The organism is Streptomyces sp. NPDC089799 (genome assembly GCF_040684755.1).
Classification (GTDB): Bacteria; Actinomycetota; Actinomycetes; order Streptomycetales; family Streptomycetaceae; genus Streptomyces.
This window is the reverse complement of record NZ_JBFBGR010000008.1, coordinates 39,905-56,746: the sequence shown is the minus strand read 5'-3', so window position 1 is coordinate 56,746 and position 16,842 is coordinate 39,905. Positions and strand designations below refer to the sequence as shown.

Below are 16,842 nucleotides of genomic sequence, written 5' to 3'. Positions count from 1 at the left end.
CGGTTGCCCGACGATCGCCCGGCGGTCCCGGCGGTCCCGGGCGGGCCCCGGGGCGGTCAGCCGTCCGCCCCGGAGGCCCGGTTCAGCGCGAACCAGAGCTCCATGCGCACGTCGGGGTCGTCCAGGTCGCGGCCGAGGAGCTCCGCGCAGCGCGCGATCCGCTGGCGGACGGTGTTGCGGTGCACCCCGAGGGAGGTCGCTGCGCGGTCCCAGCCGCCGTGGTGGGCGAGCCAGGCGCGGAGGGTCCCGCGGAGCACCGGGTCCAGCGGGGCCAGCAGGGTCCGCGCGTGCGCCTCCGCCTGTGCTGCCGGTACGAGCGCGGCGAGGCCGTCGGCGGTGTGCCGCAGCAGCGGGGACCGCGCGGCCTCGGCGCGGCGCAGCGCCCCGGCCGCCTCGGCGTCGGCCGCCGCCAGGCCGGCGGCGCCGGCGGGGGAGCTCGCCCCCAGCCGCCATCCGGGCCGGGGCTCCGGCTCCCGGTCGGTGAGCAGCCGTACGGCGGGCCCCCCGGCGTCCACCAGCGCCGCGCCGAGCTCCGCGGCCAGGGCGGCGGCGGCCCCCGGTGCGCGGGCGTCCGTACCGGGCAGTGGCCGCGCGTGCACCACCGTCCACGGACCGGGGCCGAGGAGGGCGGCGGCCTCGACGGGCTGCCCGCCGAGCAGCAGCCGTAGCAGGGCGGCGGAGGAACGGGCTCCCGCGTCGACGGAACCGGGGGCCTGGCGGGCGGTGGTGAGCAGGGTGAGCAGGACGGCGGCGGCGCCCGCGACGGTGTGGTCGCCGGGGGTGCGCGTGGCCGACGCGGTACCGAGCACGGCCCGGCCCGTCCCGGCGGCCTGCGGCCCCAGGGCGTACGCCGCCAGGTGCCGGAGACCCTCCGGCGGGGCGTCCGCGGCGGTGCCGGGCGGCAGGGTCCCGGAGGTGGCGGCCGGCGGGAGGGTCTCCGCGGCGGTGGCGGGCCCGCCGGACGCCACCCGGCGGCCCAGGTCGGCCAGGGCGTGTACGGCAGGCTCCGGCGGGGGAGTGCCCGCCGAGGCCGTCACGGTGCCGTCGGGGGACAGCAGGACGGCCCAGCCGCCGAGGGCGGCAGCGAGCCGGCGCAGCACCGCCGGGACCGGGTCGGGCCGGGACGCGGCCGCGGCCAGCGACTGCTGGGCCTCCGCGACCCGCCGCAGCTCGCGGGTACGGGCCTCCGCCATCAGCCGCCAGACCGCACGGGCCACGGCGGTGAACGGGGTCGGCTGCGGCACCTCCAGCAGGGGCAGGCCGTGGCGCGCGCAGGCCGCGAGGAGCCCGTGCGGCACCTCGGCGTGCACCGGCGCCACACCGAAGCCGAGCGCGGCCACTCCGGCGTGGACGAGGCGAGCGACGTAGGCGTCGGCGTCCGCCCCGTCGGTCCCGGCTCCGCTGGTCCCGGCGCCCAGGGGCCCTCCGCCGGTCTCGGCTCCGCCGGTCCTGGCTCCTCCCGTCCCCGCCCCTCCGGCCGGGGCCAGACCGGCCCCCGCGGTCAGCAGCAGCTCGCTGCCGAGGAGGTAGGGGGACGGGTCCGCCATCTCCGAGGCGTGTACGCCGAGCAGCTCGGCCTCCGCGGGCCCGGCGAGCAGCCGCAGCCCGAGGGACCGGTCGGCGAGCAGCGCGGCGAGGGCGATGGGCGGCGCCGCCCCGCCGACCCCCGCCCCGGCCCGCGAGCCCCCGCGCCCCCCGGCCGGGCCGGCCGCACCCGACGTCCCGGCCGGCCCGGCCGCGCCGGCGCCGGAGGGGGCGGCGGAGGCGGGCGCCGTGCGTCCGCCGGGTCCTGCCCCGCCAGCCCCGCCCGCCGTCCCGTGAGGCGCGCCGGCCGCACCCGTGGCGCCGGCTCCGGGCGGCGGCGCGGATCCGTCCGACCCGACCGGCGTACCCGGGCCGCCGCCCGTCGCCCGCCCGGCGGGGCGCGGTCCCGGCGACGCCGCCCGGTCACCGACGGCTCCGGCCGGAGTCGTGCCCGCGTCCGCTCCGGCGCCCGTGCCCGCGTCCCCGTGCGCTCCGGGGGCGGCTGCGGGATTCTGGGGCCCGTCGGCAGAGGACACAGGCGGCATGGATGCTCCGTACAGTCCGGGTTGGGTCGATGGATAAAACGTACACTTCGCGGCGGGCGGCAGGCGGCCTACGCTCGAAACAGTGCCCGGCGTGCGCCCGTGCGCGGCGCCGGTCACCGCATCGGTCACCGCATCGGTCACTGCATCGGCCACGGCGCCGGGGCACGAGCACCGGAACACCGGCGCAGAGGCACCGGTACCCAGGCCGCCGTCACCAAGCCACCGGCACCAAGCCACCGGCGCAACCGCGCCGGCCGCTCCGGCACCCCGGTGCCGGGCCACAGCAGCGCACCCGCGCGACGCAGCTCGGAGCACACGCAGCTCCGAGCACGGCGCAGCGCACCCGCACCACACCGCACACGCCAGCCACAGAAGGGCCGTCCCCGACATGAGCACGCAGAGCACGCAGCCCCGCGGACCCGTCGACTCCTCCCGCATCCCGCGGTACGCCGGCCCGGCCACCTTCGCCCGGCTGCCCCGCCTCGACGAGGTCGGCTCCGCCGACGTGGCCGTCGTCGGCGTGCCCTTCGACTCCGGCGTGTCCTACCGCCCCGGCGCCCGCTTCGGCGGCAACGCCATCCGTGAGGCCTCCCGCCTGCTGCGCCCGTACAACCCGGCCCAGGACGCCTCCCCGTTCGCCCTCGCACAGGTCGCCGACGCCGGCGACATCGCCGTGAACCCCTTCAACATCAACGAGGCCGTCGAGACCGTCGAGGCCGCGGCCGACGAGCTGCTGACCGCCGGCTCCCGCCTGATGACCCTCGGCGGCGACCACACCATCGCCCTCCCCCTCCTCCGCTCGGTCGCCAAGAAGCACGGCCCCGTCGCCCTGCTCCACTTCGACGCGCACCTGGACACCTGGGACACCTACTTCGGCGCCGAGTACACCCACGGCACCCCGTTCCGCCGCGCCGTCGAGGAGGGCATCCTCGACACCGAGGCGCTCTCCCACGTCGGTACCCGCGGCCCGCTCTACGGCAAGCAGGACCTCGACGACGACGCCAAGATGGGCTTCGGCATCGTGACCTCCGCCGACGTCTACCGCCGCGGCGCCGACGAGATCGCCGACCAGCTGCGCCAGCGCATCGGCGACCGCCCGCTGTACATCTCCATCGACATCGACGTGCTCGACCCGGCGCACGCCCCCGGCACCGGCACCCCGGAGGCCGGCGGCATGACCTCCCGCGAGCTGCTGGAGATCATCCGCGGTCTGTCCTCCTGCAACCTGGTCTCCGCGGATGTCGTCGAGGTCGCCCCGGCGTACGATCACGCAGAGATCACCTCGGTCGCGGCCTCGCACACCGCGTACGAGCTGACCACGATCATGAGCCGTCAGATCGCCGCCGCGAAGGGCGCCGCGAAGGGCGCGTAGGCACGACGGCCGGTGAGCACGGCCGAGGAGCACGGCAGAAAGGCGCACAGCGCGTGACGCACGACCACGACCTGGTTCTCCGTCCCACCGAGGCCCAGACGGCGGCCGCCCTGGCACCGCCGCCGGGCCGTACGGGCGGGGACCTGGTCGTGGAGACGCTGCGCGGCCTGGGCGCCACCACCGTCTTCGGCATCCCGGGCCAGCACGCGCTGGCCCTCTTCGACGCCGTGGGCCGCTCCGACCTCCGTCTGGTCGGCCTCCGCGTGGAGAACAACGCGGGCTTCGCCGCCGACGCGTACGGCCGCCTCACCGGCGAGGCGGTCCCGCTGCTGCTCTCCACCGGACCGGGCGCACTGACCGCCCTGCCCGCCCTGCAGGAGGCGGCGGCCGCCTCGGCGCCCGTCCTCGCCATCTGCTCCCAGGTCCCGGGCGCGGGGCTGGGCGGCGGACGGCGCGGCCACCTGCACGAGCTGCGCGACCAGGCCGCGTCCTTCCGGGACGTGGTCAAGTCCGTCCACACCGCCCGTACGCAGTCCCAGATCCCCTCGGCGATTGCCGAGGCCTGGGAATCGGCCCTCACGGCCCCGCACGGACCGGTCTGGGTGGAGATCCCCGAGGACGTCCTCCGCGCCGAGACCGTGATCCCGCAGGTCACGGGCGTGGACGCGACCCCGCACGAGCTCGCCCCGCGCCCCGAGCTGACCGCGCTGGCAGCCCACTGGCTGCAGAACGCCGCCCGCCCGGTGATCGTCGCGGGCGGCGGTGTGGTCCGCGCGGACGCCGCCGGCAAGCTCAGGCAGCTCGCCGAACACATCGGTGCCCCCGTGGTCACCACCTTCGGCGGCAAGGGCGCGTTCCCGTGGACGCACCCCCTCTCCCTCCAGTCCTGGCTGGAGGACCGGCACATGACCGACTTCCTGGAGGACGCGGACGTCCTCCTCGTCGTCGGCTCCGGCCTGGGCGAGCTCTCCTCGAACTACCACACGTTCTTCCCGTCCGGCCGGGTCATCCAGATCGAGGCCGACCTCGGCAAGCTGGAGTCCAACCACCCCGCGCTCGGCATCCACGCCGACGCCCGCCTGGCCCTCCAGGCCCTCCTGGAGACCGTCGGCCGGCGCGAGGACCCCACCGCCCCCGACCGGGTCCGGATGGTCCTGGCCGACATCGCCGCCCGCCTCGCCGCCCAGGACCTCACCCTGGAGCAGCAGCTCCTGGCCTCGATCCGCAAGGCGCTCCCGGCCCGCTCCCCGTCCTTCTGGGACATGACGATGCTGTCGTACTGGGCCTGGTCCGCCTTCGACCCGAAGCACCCGAACACCATGCACTCCGCCCAGGGCGCCGGCGGCCTCGGCTACGCCTTCCCGGCCGCCCTCGGCGCCTGCGTCGCGGAACCCGGCACCCCGGTCCTGGCCGTCTCGGGCGACGGCGGCGCCATGTACTCGCTGGCCGAACTGGCCACGGCGGTCCAGCACGACCTGGACGTCACCTGGCTGATCGTGGACGACGGCGGCTACGGCATCCTGCGCGAGTACATGACCGACGCCTACGGCAACGCCACCGCCACGGACCTCGCCCGCCCGGACTTCGCCGCCCTCGCCGCCTCCTTCGGCGTCCCGGCGACCACCACCACCCCGGCCGCCCTCCAGGCCGACCTCGCCAAGGCCCTCGCCACCCCCGGCCCCTCGGTCGTCGTCCTCCCCGCCACCCTGAGGATGTTCGCCCCGACGCACCTCTGAGGCCCGGTGCACGAGGTTCGGAAAGTTTTTTCCCCGGCCTGTCACACATGCGCGCCGCCGCGGTTCAGAGCAGTGAACGGGCCGGAGCGCAGCGCACCGGCTCCCGGAGAGACTGCCGACACCGAGGAGCGAGCATCATGTCCACCACCTACGTCATCGTCACCGTCCTTGCCGCCGTGATGGCCGGGTTCTCGGGAGCCTCGATCTTCTTCAAGGCGAAGTTCACCGTCGAGCCGCTCGCCGAGTACGGGGTGCCGCAGGGCATGTGGAACTTCCTGGGCGCGGCCAAGGCCGCCGGTGCCGCCGGTCTGCTGGTCGGGCTGTTCGTGCCGGTGATCGGGACGCTGGCCGGGATCGGGCTGGTGCTGTACTTCACCGGTGCCGTGATCACCGTGGCCCGGGCGAAGGCGTACGCGCACATGGTCTTCCCGGTGGTCTACGCCGCCCCGGCCGCCGCCGCCCTGATCCTGGCCGCCTGAGCGTGGTCCCCGGGACCGCGTCCCGGAGCCCGTCCCGGAGCCCCTCCCGGAGTGTTTCCGGGAGCCCGTTCCGGAGCCCGCCCCGACGGTCCGTCGAGGCGGGCCGCCACGGCCGGACGAGTCCGGCTCGTGAGGCCCGGCGTACACCCGTTCAATTGTTGCTGCGGGATGAAATCCGCCGGTCGCCGCGTTGGTGCCTTCCGGCAGGACAGGACGAACGGGGAGGCTTCACGTGGCGGCGGGAGAAAAAGCCGGGGCGGGGCAGGGACGGCAGGGCTGGGCCAGGAGGCTCACCGCGTACACCTGGCGGTACAAGGCGAACGTCCTGCTCGCCCTCGGGTCCTCGCTCGGCGGCATGGCCGTGATGGCCGTGGTGCCACTGGTCACCAAGGTGATCATCGACGACGTCATCGGCGATCAGAGCAAGCCCATGGGGCCCTGGGCGGGGATGCTCATAGGCGCCGCGGCAGCCGTGTACGTGCTGACGTACATACGCCGGTACTACGGCGGCCGGCTCGCCCTCGACGTGCAGCACGACCTCCGCACCGAGATGTACGACACCATCGCCCGGCTCGACGGACGGCGCCAGGACGAGCTCTCCACCGGACAGGTCGTCGGGCGGGCCACCAGCGACCTCCAGCTGATCCAGGGCCTGCTCTTCATGCTGCCGATGACCATCGGCAACTTCCTGCTCTTCGGCATATCCCTGGCCGTCATGCTGTGGCTCTCGCCGCTGCTGACCCTCGTCGCCCTCCTCATGGCCCCCGCCCTCTGGTTCATCGCCAAGCGCAGCCGGAAGAAGCTGTTCCCCGCCACCTGGTACGCCCAGGGCCAGGCCGCCGCCGTCGCCGGCGTCGTGGACGGCGCCGTGACCGGCGTCCGCGTGGTCAAGGGCTTCGGGCAGGAGGATCAGGAGACCGGCAAGCTCCGCGAGGCCGGCCGCCGGCTGTTCGCCGGACGGCTCCGCACCATCCGCATGAACTCCCGCTACACCCCCGCCCTGCAGGCCGTCCCCGGCCTCGCCCAGGTCGCCATGCTCGCCCTCGGCGGCTGGATGGCCACCAACGGCCGGGTCACCCTGGGCACCTTCGTCGCCTTCTCCACCTACCTCGCCCAGCTGGTCGGCCCCGTCCGCATGCTCGCCATGGTGCTCACCGTCGGCCAGCAGGCCCGCGCGGGCGTGGAGCGGGTCCTGGAGCTCATCGACACCCGGCCGGTGATCGAGGACGGCACCACGGAGCTCCCCGCGGACGCCCCCGCCACCGTCGAGTTCGAGGACGTGTCCTTCGGCTACGACCCGGAGAAGCCCGTGCTGGACGGGCTCAGCCTGCGCGTCGAACCCGGCGAGACCCTCGCCGTCGTCGGCGCCTCCGGCAGCGGCAAGTCCACCCTCTCCCTGCTCCTGCCCCGCTTCTACGACGCCGACCGCGGCACCGTCCGGATCGGCGGCCACGACGTCCGAGACCTGACCTTCGACTCCCTGCGCGCCGCCATCGGACTGGTGCCCGAGGACTCCTTCCTGTTCTCCGACTCGGTGCGGTCCAACATCGCCTACGGCCACCCCGACGCCGGCGACGAGGAGATCCGGGCCGCCGCTCGCGCCGCCCAGGCCGACGGCTTCATCGAAGCCCTGCCCGCCGGCTACGACACCGCGGTCGGCGAGCACGGACTCACCCTGTCCGGCGGCCAGCGGCAGCGCATCGCCCTCGCCCGGGCCATCCTGACCGACCCCCGGCTGCTGCTCCTGGACGACGCCACCTCCGCCGTCGACGCCCGCATCGAGCACGAGATCCACGAGGCCCTGCGGTCGGTGATGGCGGGCCGCACCACCCTGCTCATCGCGCACCGCCGCTCCACCCTCGCGCTCGCCGACCGGATCGCCGTACTCCAGGACGGCCGGCTCGCCGCCCTGGGCACCCACGAGGAGCTGGAGCGGGACTCCGCGCTGTTCCGCCGGCTGCTCACCGACCCCGACGCGCTCGCCGCGGGATCGCCTCGGGTCCCCGACGCGGAGCCCGCGACCGACGCCGACGTCCTCGCCGACCTCGAACGCGAGCTGGAGATCGAGGCGGAGATCGACTCCGAGCCGGTCAGCGCCAAGCGCCGGGCCGTCGACGGGATCACCCCCGAGCTGTGGAAGCGCCGCGAGGAGGAGGCAGAGCAGGACGCCGGGCGCGGCGCCGTCACCGCGCCCGCCGCCGGGACCGGCGCGCCGCACAGCATGGCCGGGGCCGTCGCCGGAATGCCGGCCACCCCCGCACTTCTCGCGCAGGTGGCCGCGCTGCCGCCCGCCGACGACACCCCGGACATCGACGAGACCCGCGCGGCCGCACCCGAGGAGAGCTACGGCCTGCGCCGCCTGCTCCACGGCTTCTGGGCCCCGCTCGCCGTGAGCCTCGGCCTGGTCGCCGTGGACGCGGGCGCCGGCCTGCTGCTGCCGGTACTGATCCGGCACGGCATCGACGACGGAGTGGAACGGCTCGCCCTCGGCGCGGTCTGGGCCGCCTCCGCGGTGGCCCTGCTGGTCGTCCTCGGCCAGTGGGCCGCGCAGGTCGCCGAGACCCGGATGACCGGCCGCACCGGCGAACGCGTGCTCTACTCGCTCCGCGTAAAGATCTTCGCGCAGCTGCAGCGCCTCGGCCTGGACTACTACGAGCGCGAGCTCACCGGCCGGATCATGACCCGGATGACCACCGACGTGGACGCCCTGTCCACCTTCCTGCAGACCGGGCTCGTCACCGCCGTCGTCTCGGTCTTCACCTTCTTCGGGATCCTCGTCGCCCTGCTGGTCCTGGACGTCGAACTGGCCCTGATCGTCTTCGCCACCCTGCCGCTGCTCGTCATCGGCACCATCGTCTTCCGCCGCAGGTCCGTGAAGGCGTACGAACTGGCCCGCGACCGGGTCAGCGTGGTCAACGCCGACCTCCAGGAGTCCGTCTCCGGGCTGCGGATCGTCCAGGCGTTCCGCCGCGAGCGCTCCGGGGCCGCCCGGTTCGCCGAGCGCAGCGACTCCTACCGCGAGGCCCGGGTCCGCGGACAGTGGCTGATATCCGTCTACTTCCCCTTCGTCCAGCTGCTCTCCTCGGTGGCCGCGGCCGCCGTGCTGATCGTCGGCGCCGGCCGGGTCGAGGCGGGCACCCTGACCACCGGCGCGCTGGTCGCCTACCTGCTCTACATCGACCTGTTCTTCGCCCCCGTCCAGCAGCTCTCCCAGGTCTTCGACGGGTACCAGCAGGCCACCGTGTCGCTGGGCCGGATCCAGGACCTGCTGCGCGAGCCCACCACCACGCCGCGCGCGAAGGCCCCCCGCGAGGTGGAGCAGCTCCGCGGGGACATCGCCTTCGAGGGCGTCCGCTTCCGGTACGGCACCGCCGAGGAGCGGGGCGAGAAGGGCGAGGCGCTGGCCGGCATAGACCTGCGGATACCCGCCGGGCAGACCGTCGCCTTCGTCGGTGAGACCGGGGCCGGGAAGTCCACCCTGGTCAAGCTGGTGGCCCGGTTCTACGACCCCACCGACGGCCGGGTCACCGCCGACGGCACCGACCTGCGCGAGCTCGACCTGACGGGCTACCGCCACCGGCTGGGCGTGGTCCCCCAGGAGTCGTACCTCTTCCCGGGGACCGTCCGGGACGCCATCGCCTACGGCCGGCCGGACGCGAGCGACGCGGAAGTGGAGGCTGCGGCCCGGGCGGTCGGCGCCCACGGCATGATCGCCACCCTCGACGGCGGCTACCTGCACCCGGTGGCCGAGCGCGGCCGCAACCTGTCGGCCGGCCAGCGGCAGCTGATCGCCCTGGCCCGGGCCGAACTCGTCGACCCGGACGTGCTGCTGCTCGACGAGGCGACGGCCGCCCTGGACCTGGCGAGCGAAGCCCTGGTCAACCAGGCCACGGACCGTCTGGCGGGCCGCCGTACCACCCTGGTGGTGGCGCACCGGCTCACCACCGCGGCCCGCGCGGACCGGGTCGTGGTCATGGACGGCGGCCGGATCGCCGAGGACGGCACGCACGCCGAACTCCTCGCCCGCGGCGGCCGGTACGCCGAGCTCTGGCGCACCTTCATCGGCGAGGACGAGAAGGCGACCGCGGCCTGAACGTCCCGCTCCGGCCCCCCGCAGGCCCTCCCGCAGGCCCCCGCCCGGGTGGCCTGAAACCGTCCTAAGCGGAACCGGCTGGAACCAACCCCGTCGGTCGTGCGTCGTACGTCCGTGCGTCATACGTACGACCGACTGGGGGGAACCATGTTCCACGCGTGGGGCAGGACAGGGCGGCTGACCAGGGCCCTGGGCGTGTCCGTGGCCGGCCTGGGCCTGGCCGTCGCCGGCGGGCTGCTCACCGCCGCGCCCGCGCAGGCGGCACAGGCGCGGGAGGTACCCGAGGCCACGGCCGGCGGCTGCGCCGGCCGGCTGGTGCGGACGCTGCCGTTCTCGACCGGTGAGGTCCGCGTGTTCAAGTCGCGCACCCACGTCTGCGCGATGACCCTGCCCTACCGCACGGGAGTACGGCAGCACATGTCCGTCAGCGTCCAGCCGCGCGGCGGGGTGCCGGTCGCGGACCGGGGAAGGTTCACCCGCTTCGCCGGACCGGTGACGGTCTACGCGGTGAGCCGCTGCGTGTTCGTCCGCGGCGAAGTCGGCGCCGGTTCGGTCTCCTCGGGCTGGATCCTCTGCTGAAGGCGTCCCAACCGGGTCTGTTCACAAGTGCGTTGCGCCCGTTAGGTTCACGGCGACCGAAGTGAACCAAGGGGAGGACGAATGCGCAAGGCGCTCCGATGCCTGCTGTCGCTCACGATGCTGACCGGCACCCTGGGCGCGGCCGGACTGACGGCTCAGGCGGCCACCGCCGCCGGGCCCGCCACCGGCCCGGACATCAAGGACAGGATCCTCGCGATACCGGGGATGAGCCTCGTGGAGGAGAAGCCGTACACGGGTTACCGCTTCTTCGTCCTCGACTACGAGCAGCCGGTGGACCACCGGAAGCCGTGGCAGGGCACCTTCAAGCAGCGCATCACGCTGCTGCACAAGGACACCAACCGGCCGACGGTGTTCTACACCTCGGGCTACAACGTGAACACCAACCCGCGCCGCAGCGAGCCGACGACCATCGTCGACGGCAACCAGGTGTCGATGGAGTACCGGTTCTTCACGCCCTCCCGGCCCGAGCCGGCCAACTGGTCCCACCTGAACATCAAGCAGGCCGCGGACGACCAGCACCGCATTTACCAGGCCCTGAAGAAGATCTACGGCAAGAAGTGGCTCGCCACCGGGGGCAGCAAGGGCGGCATGACCGCCACCTATTACGAGCGCTTCCACCCCAAGGACATGGACGGGGTCGTCGCCTACGTCGCGCCCAACGACGTGGTGAACGACGAGGACTCGGCCTACGACCGCTTCTTCGCCAAGGTCGGCACCAAGGAGTGCCGCGACAAGCTGAACAACGTCCAGCGCGAGGCGCTCAAGCGCCGCGAGCCGCTGGAGGCCAAGTACGCTGCGGCCGCCGCCGAGAACGGCTGGACCTTCAACACCGTCGGCAGCCTCGACAAGGCGTACGAGGCCGTGGTCCTCGACTACACGTGGGCGTTCTGGCAGTACAGCCTGCTCTCCGACTGCGGGACCGTGCCGGCCGCGGCCACCGCCTCCGACCAGGAGATCTGGGACACCGTCGACGCCATCTCCGGCTTCTCGGCCTACACCGACCAGGGCCTGGAGACGTACACCCCGTACTACTACCAGGCCGGCACCCAGCTCGGTTCGCCCGACATCAAGCAGCCCCACCTGAAGGGCCTGACCCGCTACGGCTACCAGCCGCCGCGGAACTTCGTGCCCCGGGACATCCCCATGACCTTCCAGCCGGGGGTGATGCGGGACGTGGACACCTGGGTGAAGAACAACGCCGAGCGGATGCTCTTTGTCTACGGGCAGAACGACCCGTGGGGTGCCGAACCGTTCCGCCTGGGCTACGGGGCGCGTGACTCCTACGTCATGATCGCGCCGGGCGCCAACCACGGGGCCAATGTCGCCAAGCTCCAGGAGGGCGAGAAGGCGCTGGCCACCGCACGGATCCTGGAGTGGGCCGGGGTCGCGCCGGCCGCCGTCCAGGCGGACCCGGCCAAGGCGAAGCCGCTGGCCAGGGCCGACATGAAGCTCGACCGGCGGGACACCGAGCGCGAGCCGCAGCTCCGCCCGTAACACCGCGGGCCGCCGGGCCGCGGTCTCAGTACGTGAGGCCGTGGCCCAGCGGGTAGCCGCCCGGCACGGGCACCGGGAGCCGCCCGGCCGGGCGGACCGCACCGGCCAGCACCCGGGCGGCGGCGCGGAGTTCCACATCGGTCCAGGAGTATGTCGCCAGGCTCGCCGCGCACTTGGGCAGCCGCGCGGCGTCGTAGGGGTTGCGGACGGCCAGCGCCACCACCGGGACCCCGGTGGCGATCAGCTCCGTCACCAGCGTCCGCTGCGGACTCGCGCCCTCCGGGACGTTGTACGTGCATACCAGGAGCGCGTCGTGGCCCGGCGCGGCGGCAGGCGCCCGCTCCGCAGGGACGGCCGTGGCGGTGAACCCCAGGGCGGTCAGCTCGCGGGCCAGGACGGCCGTCGGCGGGCCCGTGGTGCCGCTGGGCGAGGCCGGGTCGGCGCCGGTGACCAGCAGCCTGGGGCATACCGCAGGGTCGAGCGGGAGCAGGCCCCGCGGATTGGCCAGCAGGGTGGTCGTACGGGCGGCGATCCGGTCGGCGGCGGCCAGGTGCGCGGGTGTGCCGACGGCGGCCGCGACCCGCTCCGGCGAGGTGTACGGGTCCCCGAACAGCCCGCGGCGGGCCTTGAGTTCCAGGATCCGCAGCACCGACTCCCCGATCCGTTCCTCGGTCAGCTCGCCGCTCCGCACCGCCGCCAGCACGCTGCGCTGCGCGAGCGCCAGGTCGGGTGCGTTGAGCAGCTGGTCGCAGCCGGCCTTCAGGGCCAGCACCGGCACCCGTTCGTCGCCGTACTTCTGCCGTACGCCGGCCATGTCGAGGGCGTCGGTGACCACCACCCCGCGGAAGCCGAGGCGTTCGCGCAGCACGCCGGTGATGACCGGACGGGAGAGGGTGGCCGGGTCCCCGGACGGGTCCAGGGACGGCACCACGATGTGCGCGGTCATGATCACGTCGATGCCCGACTCCACGGCCGACCGGAAGGGCGGCTCGTCCAGCCGTTCCCACTCCGCCCGGGTGTGGTCCATCACCGGCAGGCCCACGTGGCTGTCGGTGGCGGTGTCTCCGTGGCCGGGGAAGTGCTTGGCGGTCGCCGCGATCCCGGCCGCCTGGTACCCGCGTACCTGGGCGGCGACCAGCCCGGCCACCGCCCGCGGGTCCGAGCCGAAGGAGCGGACGCCGATGACCGGGTTGGCCGGGTCGGTGTTGACGTCGGCCACCGGGGCGTAGTCCTGGCGGATGCCGAGCGCGGCCAGTTCGGTGCCGGCGATCCGCGCGGCCCGCCGGGCATCGGCGGTGGAGCCGCCCGCCCCGAGGGCCATCGCGCCGGGCAGCAGGGTGGCCGGGCGGCCGATCCGGGCGATGATCCCGTGCTCCTGATCGGTGGAGATCAGCAGCGGGATGCGGGAGGGGGCCGCCAGCGCGGCGCGCTGGAGGCCGTTGGAGAGCGCGGCGATCTGCAGCGGGGCCCGGGTGTTGTGCGCCCAGGCGAAGTAGATGGTCCCGCCGAGGTGGTGGCGGGAGACCAGCTCGGCGGCGGTGCGCACCCCGAACTGCGCCAGGTTCGCCTCGGCGTCGGCGGGGTCCGGGTCGGTCGCGGAGTGCCCGTAGACCCGGCTGACGAACAGCTGGCCCACCTTCTCCGCCAGCGTCATCCCGTCCAGCAGCTGCCGCAGGGCGGCGGCGTCCGGCCGCCTGCCGGGTGCCGCCACCGGTGTGGCACCGGGGGTGGTGCCGGGGTTCCGCGCGTCGGACCGGTGCCCGGCGTGCGCGAGGGGGACCGGGGCGGAGCCGCCGTTCCGGGTGGCGCAGACGCCGGCCGCCACACCGGCGGCCACGGCGGCGGCAGCGGTCAGCAGGCGGCGGCGGGACGCGTTGCCCGCCACGCCCGGCGGCTCGGTGGACGGGTCGTTGGACGGCACGTTGGACGGCACCCGGGCACGCTACTGCGCCCGGCCCGCCCGGGCCCGGCCCCACGCGCGCGGGTCCCCCGTAAGCGCTAGACCGAATCCTGATCCCGGTGGGGCCGGTGCGCGTCCGTGGTCCCGCCCACCCCCGGCGGGGGCCAGTGGGCGCGCAGGGTGCGGACCGTCTCGGTGATCGCGGGGCGGCGGGCCGCGCCGGTCCGCCAGAGTGCGTACAGCCTGCGCACGGGCGCCGGTTCGAGGGGGACGGCCACCGCGCCCGGCGGCAGCGGACCGGTGCCGAGCCGTGGGATCACGGCCACCCCCAGCCCCGCCGCGACCAGGGCGACCAGGGTGTGGTTCTCCTCCGCGACGTGCACCACCTCCGGTTCGCAGCCGGCGTCCCGCAGGGTCCGCACGAGCCAGTCGTGACAGACCATGCCGGGAGGCTGGCAGACCCAGCGCTGGCCTGCGAGGTCCTCCCGGCGCACCACCGCGCGCCGGGCGAACGGATGCCCCGCCGGCACGATCAGGTCGCACCGCTCGTCCCCGATGCGGGCCTGGTCGACGCCCTCCGGGGCGGGGAGCGGGGCGATGTCCCAGTCGTGCGCCACGGCCAGGTCGGTGACGCCCCGGGCCACCAGGTCCACGGACAGGTGCGGGTCCACCTCGGTCAGCCGGACGTCCAGCGCGGGGTGCCGGTGCGCCAGCTCCGCCAGCACCCCCGGCAGCAGCCCGCGGGCGGCTGAGGCGAACGCGGCGACCGTCAGCAGCCCGCTCGGCAGTCCGCGGCGTTCCTCCAGGGTGGTCTCGGCCCGCTCCACGATGGCCAGCAACTCCTGCGCCGTGGCGGCCAGATGGCGGGCCTCCTCGGTGAGCGCCACGCCCCGGCCGCGCCGCTCCAGCAGGGTGGTGCGGGTCTCCCGCTCCAGCTTGGCGATCTGCTGGGAGACGGCGGACGGGGTGTAGCCGAGGGCGGCCGCGGCGGCCGCGACCGAACCGTGGACGGAGACGGCGTGCAGCGCGCGCAGGCGGGCCAGATCCAGCATGCGCCCATCGTAGGTCCCCGGGCGGTCATTCGTAAGCGTTGCTGTATCCGACCCGGTAGAGACCTTCGCTGGTGCTTAAGGGTCGGCGGGTCGATGCTCGGAGCATGCGTCCCGTACACATCGCACTCGCCGTACTCGTCGCCGCCGTCTGGGGATTCAACTTCGTCGTCATCGAGATCGGCCTCGACCACTTCCCGCCGCTGCTGCTGTCCGCACTCCGCTTCCTGGTCGCCGCGCTGCCCGCGGTGTTCTTCACCGGACGCCCCAAGGTCGCCTGGAAGTGGGTGCTCGGGGTGGGCCTGGCCCTGGGCGTGGCCAAGTTCGGGCTGCTGTTCACCGGCATGGACGCCGGGATGCCGGCCGGGCTGTCCTCCCTGGTGCTGCAGGTCCAGGCGGTGTTCACGGCGGTGTTCGCGGCGGTCGTACTGCGCGAACGGCCCGGCCGGGTGCGGCTGCTGGGGATGGCGGTGGCCCTCGCCGGGATCGTGGTCGCGGGGGTGGACGAGGGCGCCTCGGGGCCGGTCCTGGGCTTCGCGCTGGTCGTCGCGGCCGCCGTCTGCTGGGGGGTGTCCAACGTGCTGACCCGCAAGGCGTCCCCGCCCGACGCGCTGAACTTCATGCTCTGGGTGTGCACCGTGCCGGTGCTGCCGCTGCTCGCGCTCTCGCTGCTGCTGGAGGGGCCCGAGCGGGACCTCGCCGCGCTGCGCGCCCTGGACTGGTCCGGGGTGGGCGTCATCGCGTACGTGGCCTGGGTCTCGACCGTGTTCGGATTCGGTGCCTGGGGGTACCTGCTGCGCCGCTACCCGGCCTCCTCGGTGGCGCCGTTCTCGCTGCTGGTGCCGGTGTTCGGGATGTCCTCGGCGGCGCTGGTGCTGGAGGAGGGGGTGTCGGGGCTCCGCTGGCTCGCGGCGGTGCTGCTGGTGGGCGGGGTGGCGCTGACCTCGCTCACCCCGTCGGGGCGGGCCCGGCGTACGGCCGGTGCGGCGTCGGCCGGAGCGGCGGCGGGGGGAGCACCGTCCGGAGGGGCAGCCGCCGGAGGAGCACCGGCCGGCGGGGTCAGCGCGGGGGGTCCTCCCGCAGCGGCAGCCGCCAGTCCTGACCCGTCAGGTCCGCTCCGTACGAGCGGTGCGGCTGCTCCGAGACGAGCGTGAACCCGGCCCGCAGGTAGAGGGCGCGGGCGCCGGCGAGGACGTCGTTGGTCCACAGCACCAGTTCGCGGTAGCCGGCCGAACGGGCGAAGGACACCACCGCGTCCACCAGCCGGGCGCCGATGCCCAGGCCCCGGCCCTCGGGGTCCACGAGCAGCAGGCGCAGCCGGGCGGTGCCGGGCGAGCCGTCCTCCCGTACGCACATCACCGAGCCGACCGGGCGGCCGTCGAGCTCGGCGATCCACACCCGCTCCAGGTGGGGGTCGTGGTCCTCGGCGAAGTCGGCGACGATCCTGGCGACCAGCCCCTCGAACTCGCTGTTCCAGCCGTACTCGGCGGCGTACAGCGCGCCGTGGCGCTGCACGATCCAGCCCAGATCGCCCGGCCCGGGCTCCCGCAGCCGCACCCTCTCAGCCATGCCACCACTCTAGGGGGCGCCGACGGGGCGGCGTCGGCCCGGAGCCGGGGAACGGCTCACTTCTTGCGGGCTCCCCGGTTGGCGAGCACGGCCGGCATCACAGGGACGATCAGCTCGATGACGCGGCTGACGGTGGCGGCCGGTACGCCGGTCTTCTTCGCGACCGCGTCGGCCACCGGCCTGCTCCCGGAGGCCGCCGGCCATGACGCCGGCCGTCGTGGAGACGGTCTCGCGCGCGCCCTCCGCATCGGTCCCGAGCAGTGCGGCGATCTCGCTCAGCCGGTCATCGCCGAGTTCCGTGAGGACCTCGTCCTCGAAAGAGGAGTCACCCATGGCCGAAACGCTACGTCTGGAGGGGTTTGACGGCACCTTGAGTAACAGAAGCATAACGCTGTGCATTGCCGTGCAACCGTTCCGGCGGCGCGCGAGTCTCATGTGGCGTCAGGGCTTCCGGGGAGGGATCCGGGGGGATCGGGAAGTC

The 16,842-nt window shown here is 74.6% G+C and carries 10 protein-coding genes and 1 pseudogene; 7 read left to right on the top strand and 4 right to left on the bottom strand.

What is annotated here, in order from left to right; genetic code table 11:
- Positions 1-56: 56 nt before the first annotated feature.
- On the bottom strand, positions 57-2,069 hold the full coding sequence (locus AB0O36_RS10575) for a helix-turn-helix domain-containing protein (RefSeq protein ID WP_365107022.1): 2,013 nt from the start codon (positions 2,067-2,069) through the stop codon (positions 57-59).
- Between the two features lie 388 nt (positions 2,070-2,457).
- Between AB0O36_RS10575 and speB the strand changes: the two genes are divergently transcribed.
- From speB to AB0O36_RS10545, 6 genes are all read left to right on the top strand, one after another.
- On the top strand, positions 2,458-3,441 hold the full coding sequence (speB, locus tag AB0O36_RS10570) for an agmatinase (protein WP_365107019.1): 984 nt from the start codon (positions 2,458-2,460) through the stop codon (positions 3,439-3,441).
- A 53-nt stretch (positions 3,442-3,494) separates the two neighbouring features.
- On the top strand, positions 3,495-5,177 hold the full coding sequence (locus AB0O36_RS10565; RefSeq protein ID WP_365107016.1) for a thiamine pyrophosphate-binding protein: 1,683 nt from the start codon (positions 3,495-3,497) through the stop codon (positions 5,175-5,177).
- Positions 5,178-5,314: 137 nt separating this feature from the next.
- The gene (locus AB0O36_RS10560) at positions 5,315-5,656 is read left to right on the top strand and encodes a DoxX family protein (protein WP_365107013.1); all 342 of its coding nucleotides are present in this window, start codon (positions 5,315-5,317) and stop codon (positions 5,654-5,656) included.
- Positions 5,657-5,888: 232 nt separating this feature from the next.
- The gene (locus AB0O36_RS10555; RefSeq protein WP_365107012.1) at positions 5,889-9,749 is read left to right on the top strand and encodes an ABC transporter ATP-binding protein; all 3,861 of its coding nucleotides are present in this window, start codon (positions 5,889-5,891) and stop codon (positions 9,747-9,749) included.
- Positions 9,750-9,896: 147 nt separating this feature from the next.
- A complete protein-coding gene (locus AB0O36_RS10550; RefSeq protein ID WP_365107009.1) occupies positions 9,897-10,328 on the top strand; it encodes a hypothetical protein in 432 nt (143 codons plus the stop codon).
- 81 nt (positions 10,329-10,409) lie between these two features.
- Positions 10,410-11,843: a S28 family serine protease gene (locus AB0O36_RS10545; RefSeq protein WP_365107006.1), complete on the top strand. Its 1,434-nt coding sequence runs from the start codon at positions 10,410-10,412 to the stop codon at positions 11,841-11,843.
- Positions 11,844-11,868: 25 nt separating this feature from the next.
- Here AB0O36_RS10545 and AB0O36_RS10540 read toward each other — a convergent pair whose 3' ends face one another.
- Both AB0O36_RS10540 and AB0O36_RS10535 read right to left on the bottom strand, forming a co-directional pair.
- Positions 11,869-13,554: a glycoside hydrolase family 3 N-terminal domain-containing protein gene (locus AB0O36_RS10540; RefSeq protein ID WP_365107563.1), complete on the bottom strand. Its 1,686-nt coding sequence runs from the start codon at positions 13,552-13,554 to the stop codon at positions 11,869-11,871.
- A 287-nt stretch (positions 13,555-13,841) separates the two neighbouring features.
- Positions 13,842-14,795, bottom strand: coding sequence for a LysR substrate-binding domain-containing protein (locus AB0O36_RS10535; protein WP_365107004.1), 954 nt, complete (start codon positions 14,793-14,795; stop codon positions 13,842-13,844).
- Positions 14,796-14,899: 104 nt separating this feature from the next.
- Between AB0O36_RS10535 and AB0O36_RS10530 the strand changes: the two genes are divergently transcribed.
- Entirely contained in the window at positions 14,900-15,946 is a 1,047-nt protein-coding gene (locus AB0O36_RS10530; RefSeq protein ID WP_365107002.1) for an EamA family transporter, read from the top strand.
- Here the strand turns inward: AB0O36_RS10530 and AB0O36_RS10525 are convergent.
- Positions 15,852-16,343, bottom strand: a pseudogene (locus AB0O36_RS10525) (GNAT family N-acetyltransferase); the annotation flags it as partial. The gene AB0O36_RS10530 and the pseudogene AB0O36_RS10525 sit on opposite strands and share 95 nt — an antisense overlap.
- Positions 16,344-16,842: the final 499 nt, after the last annotated feature.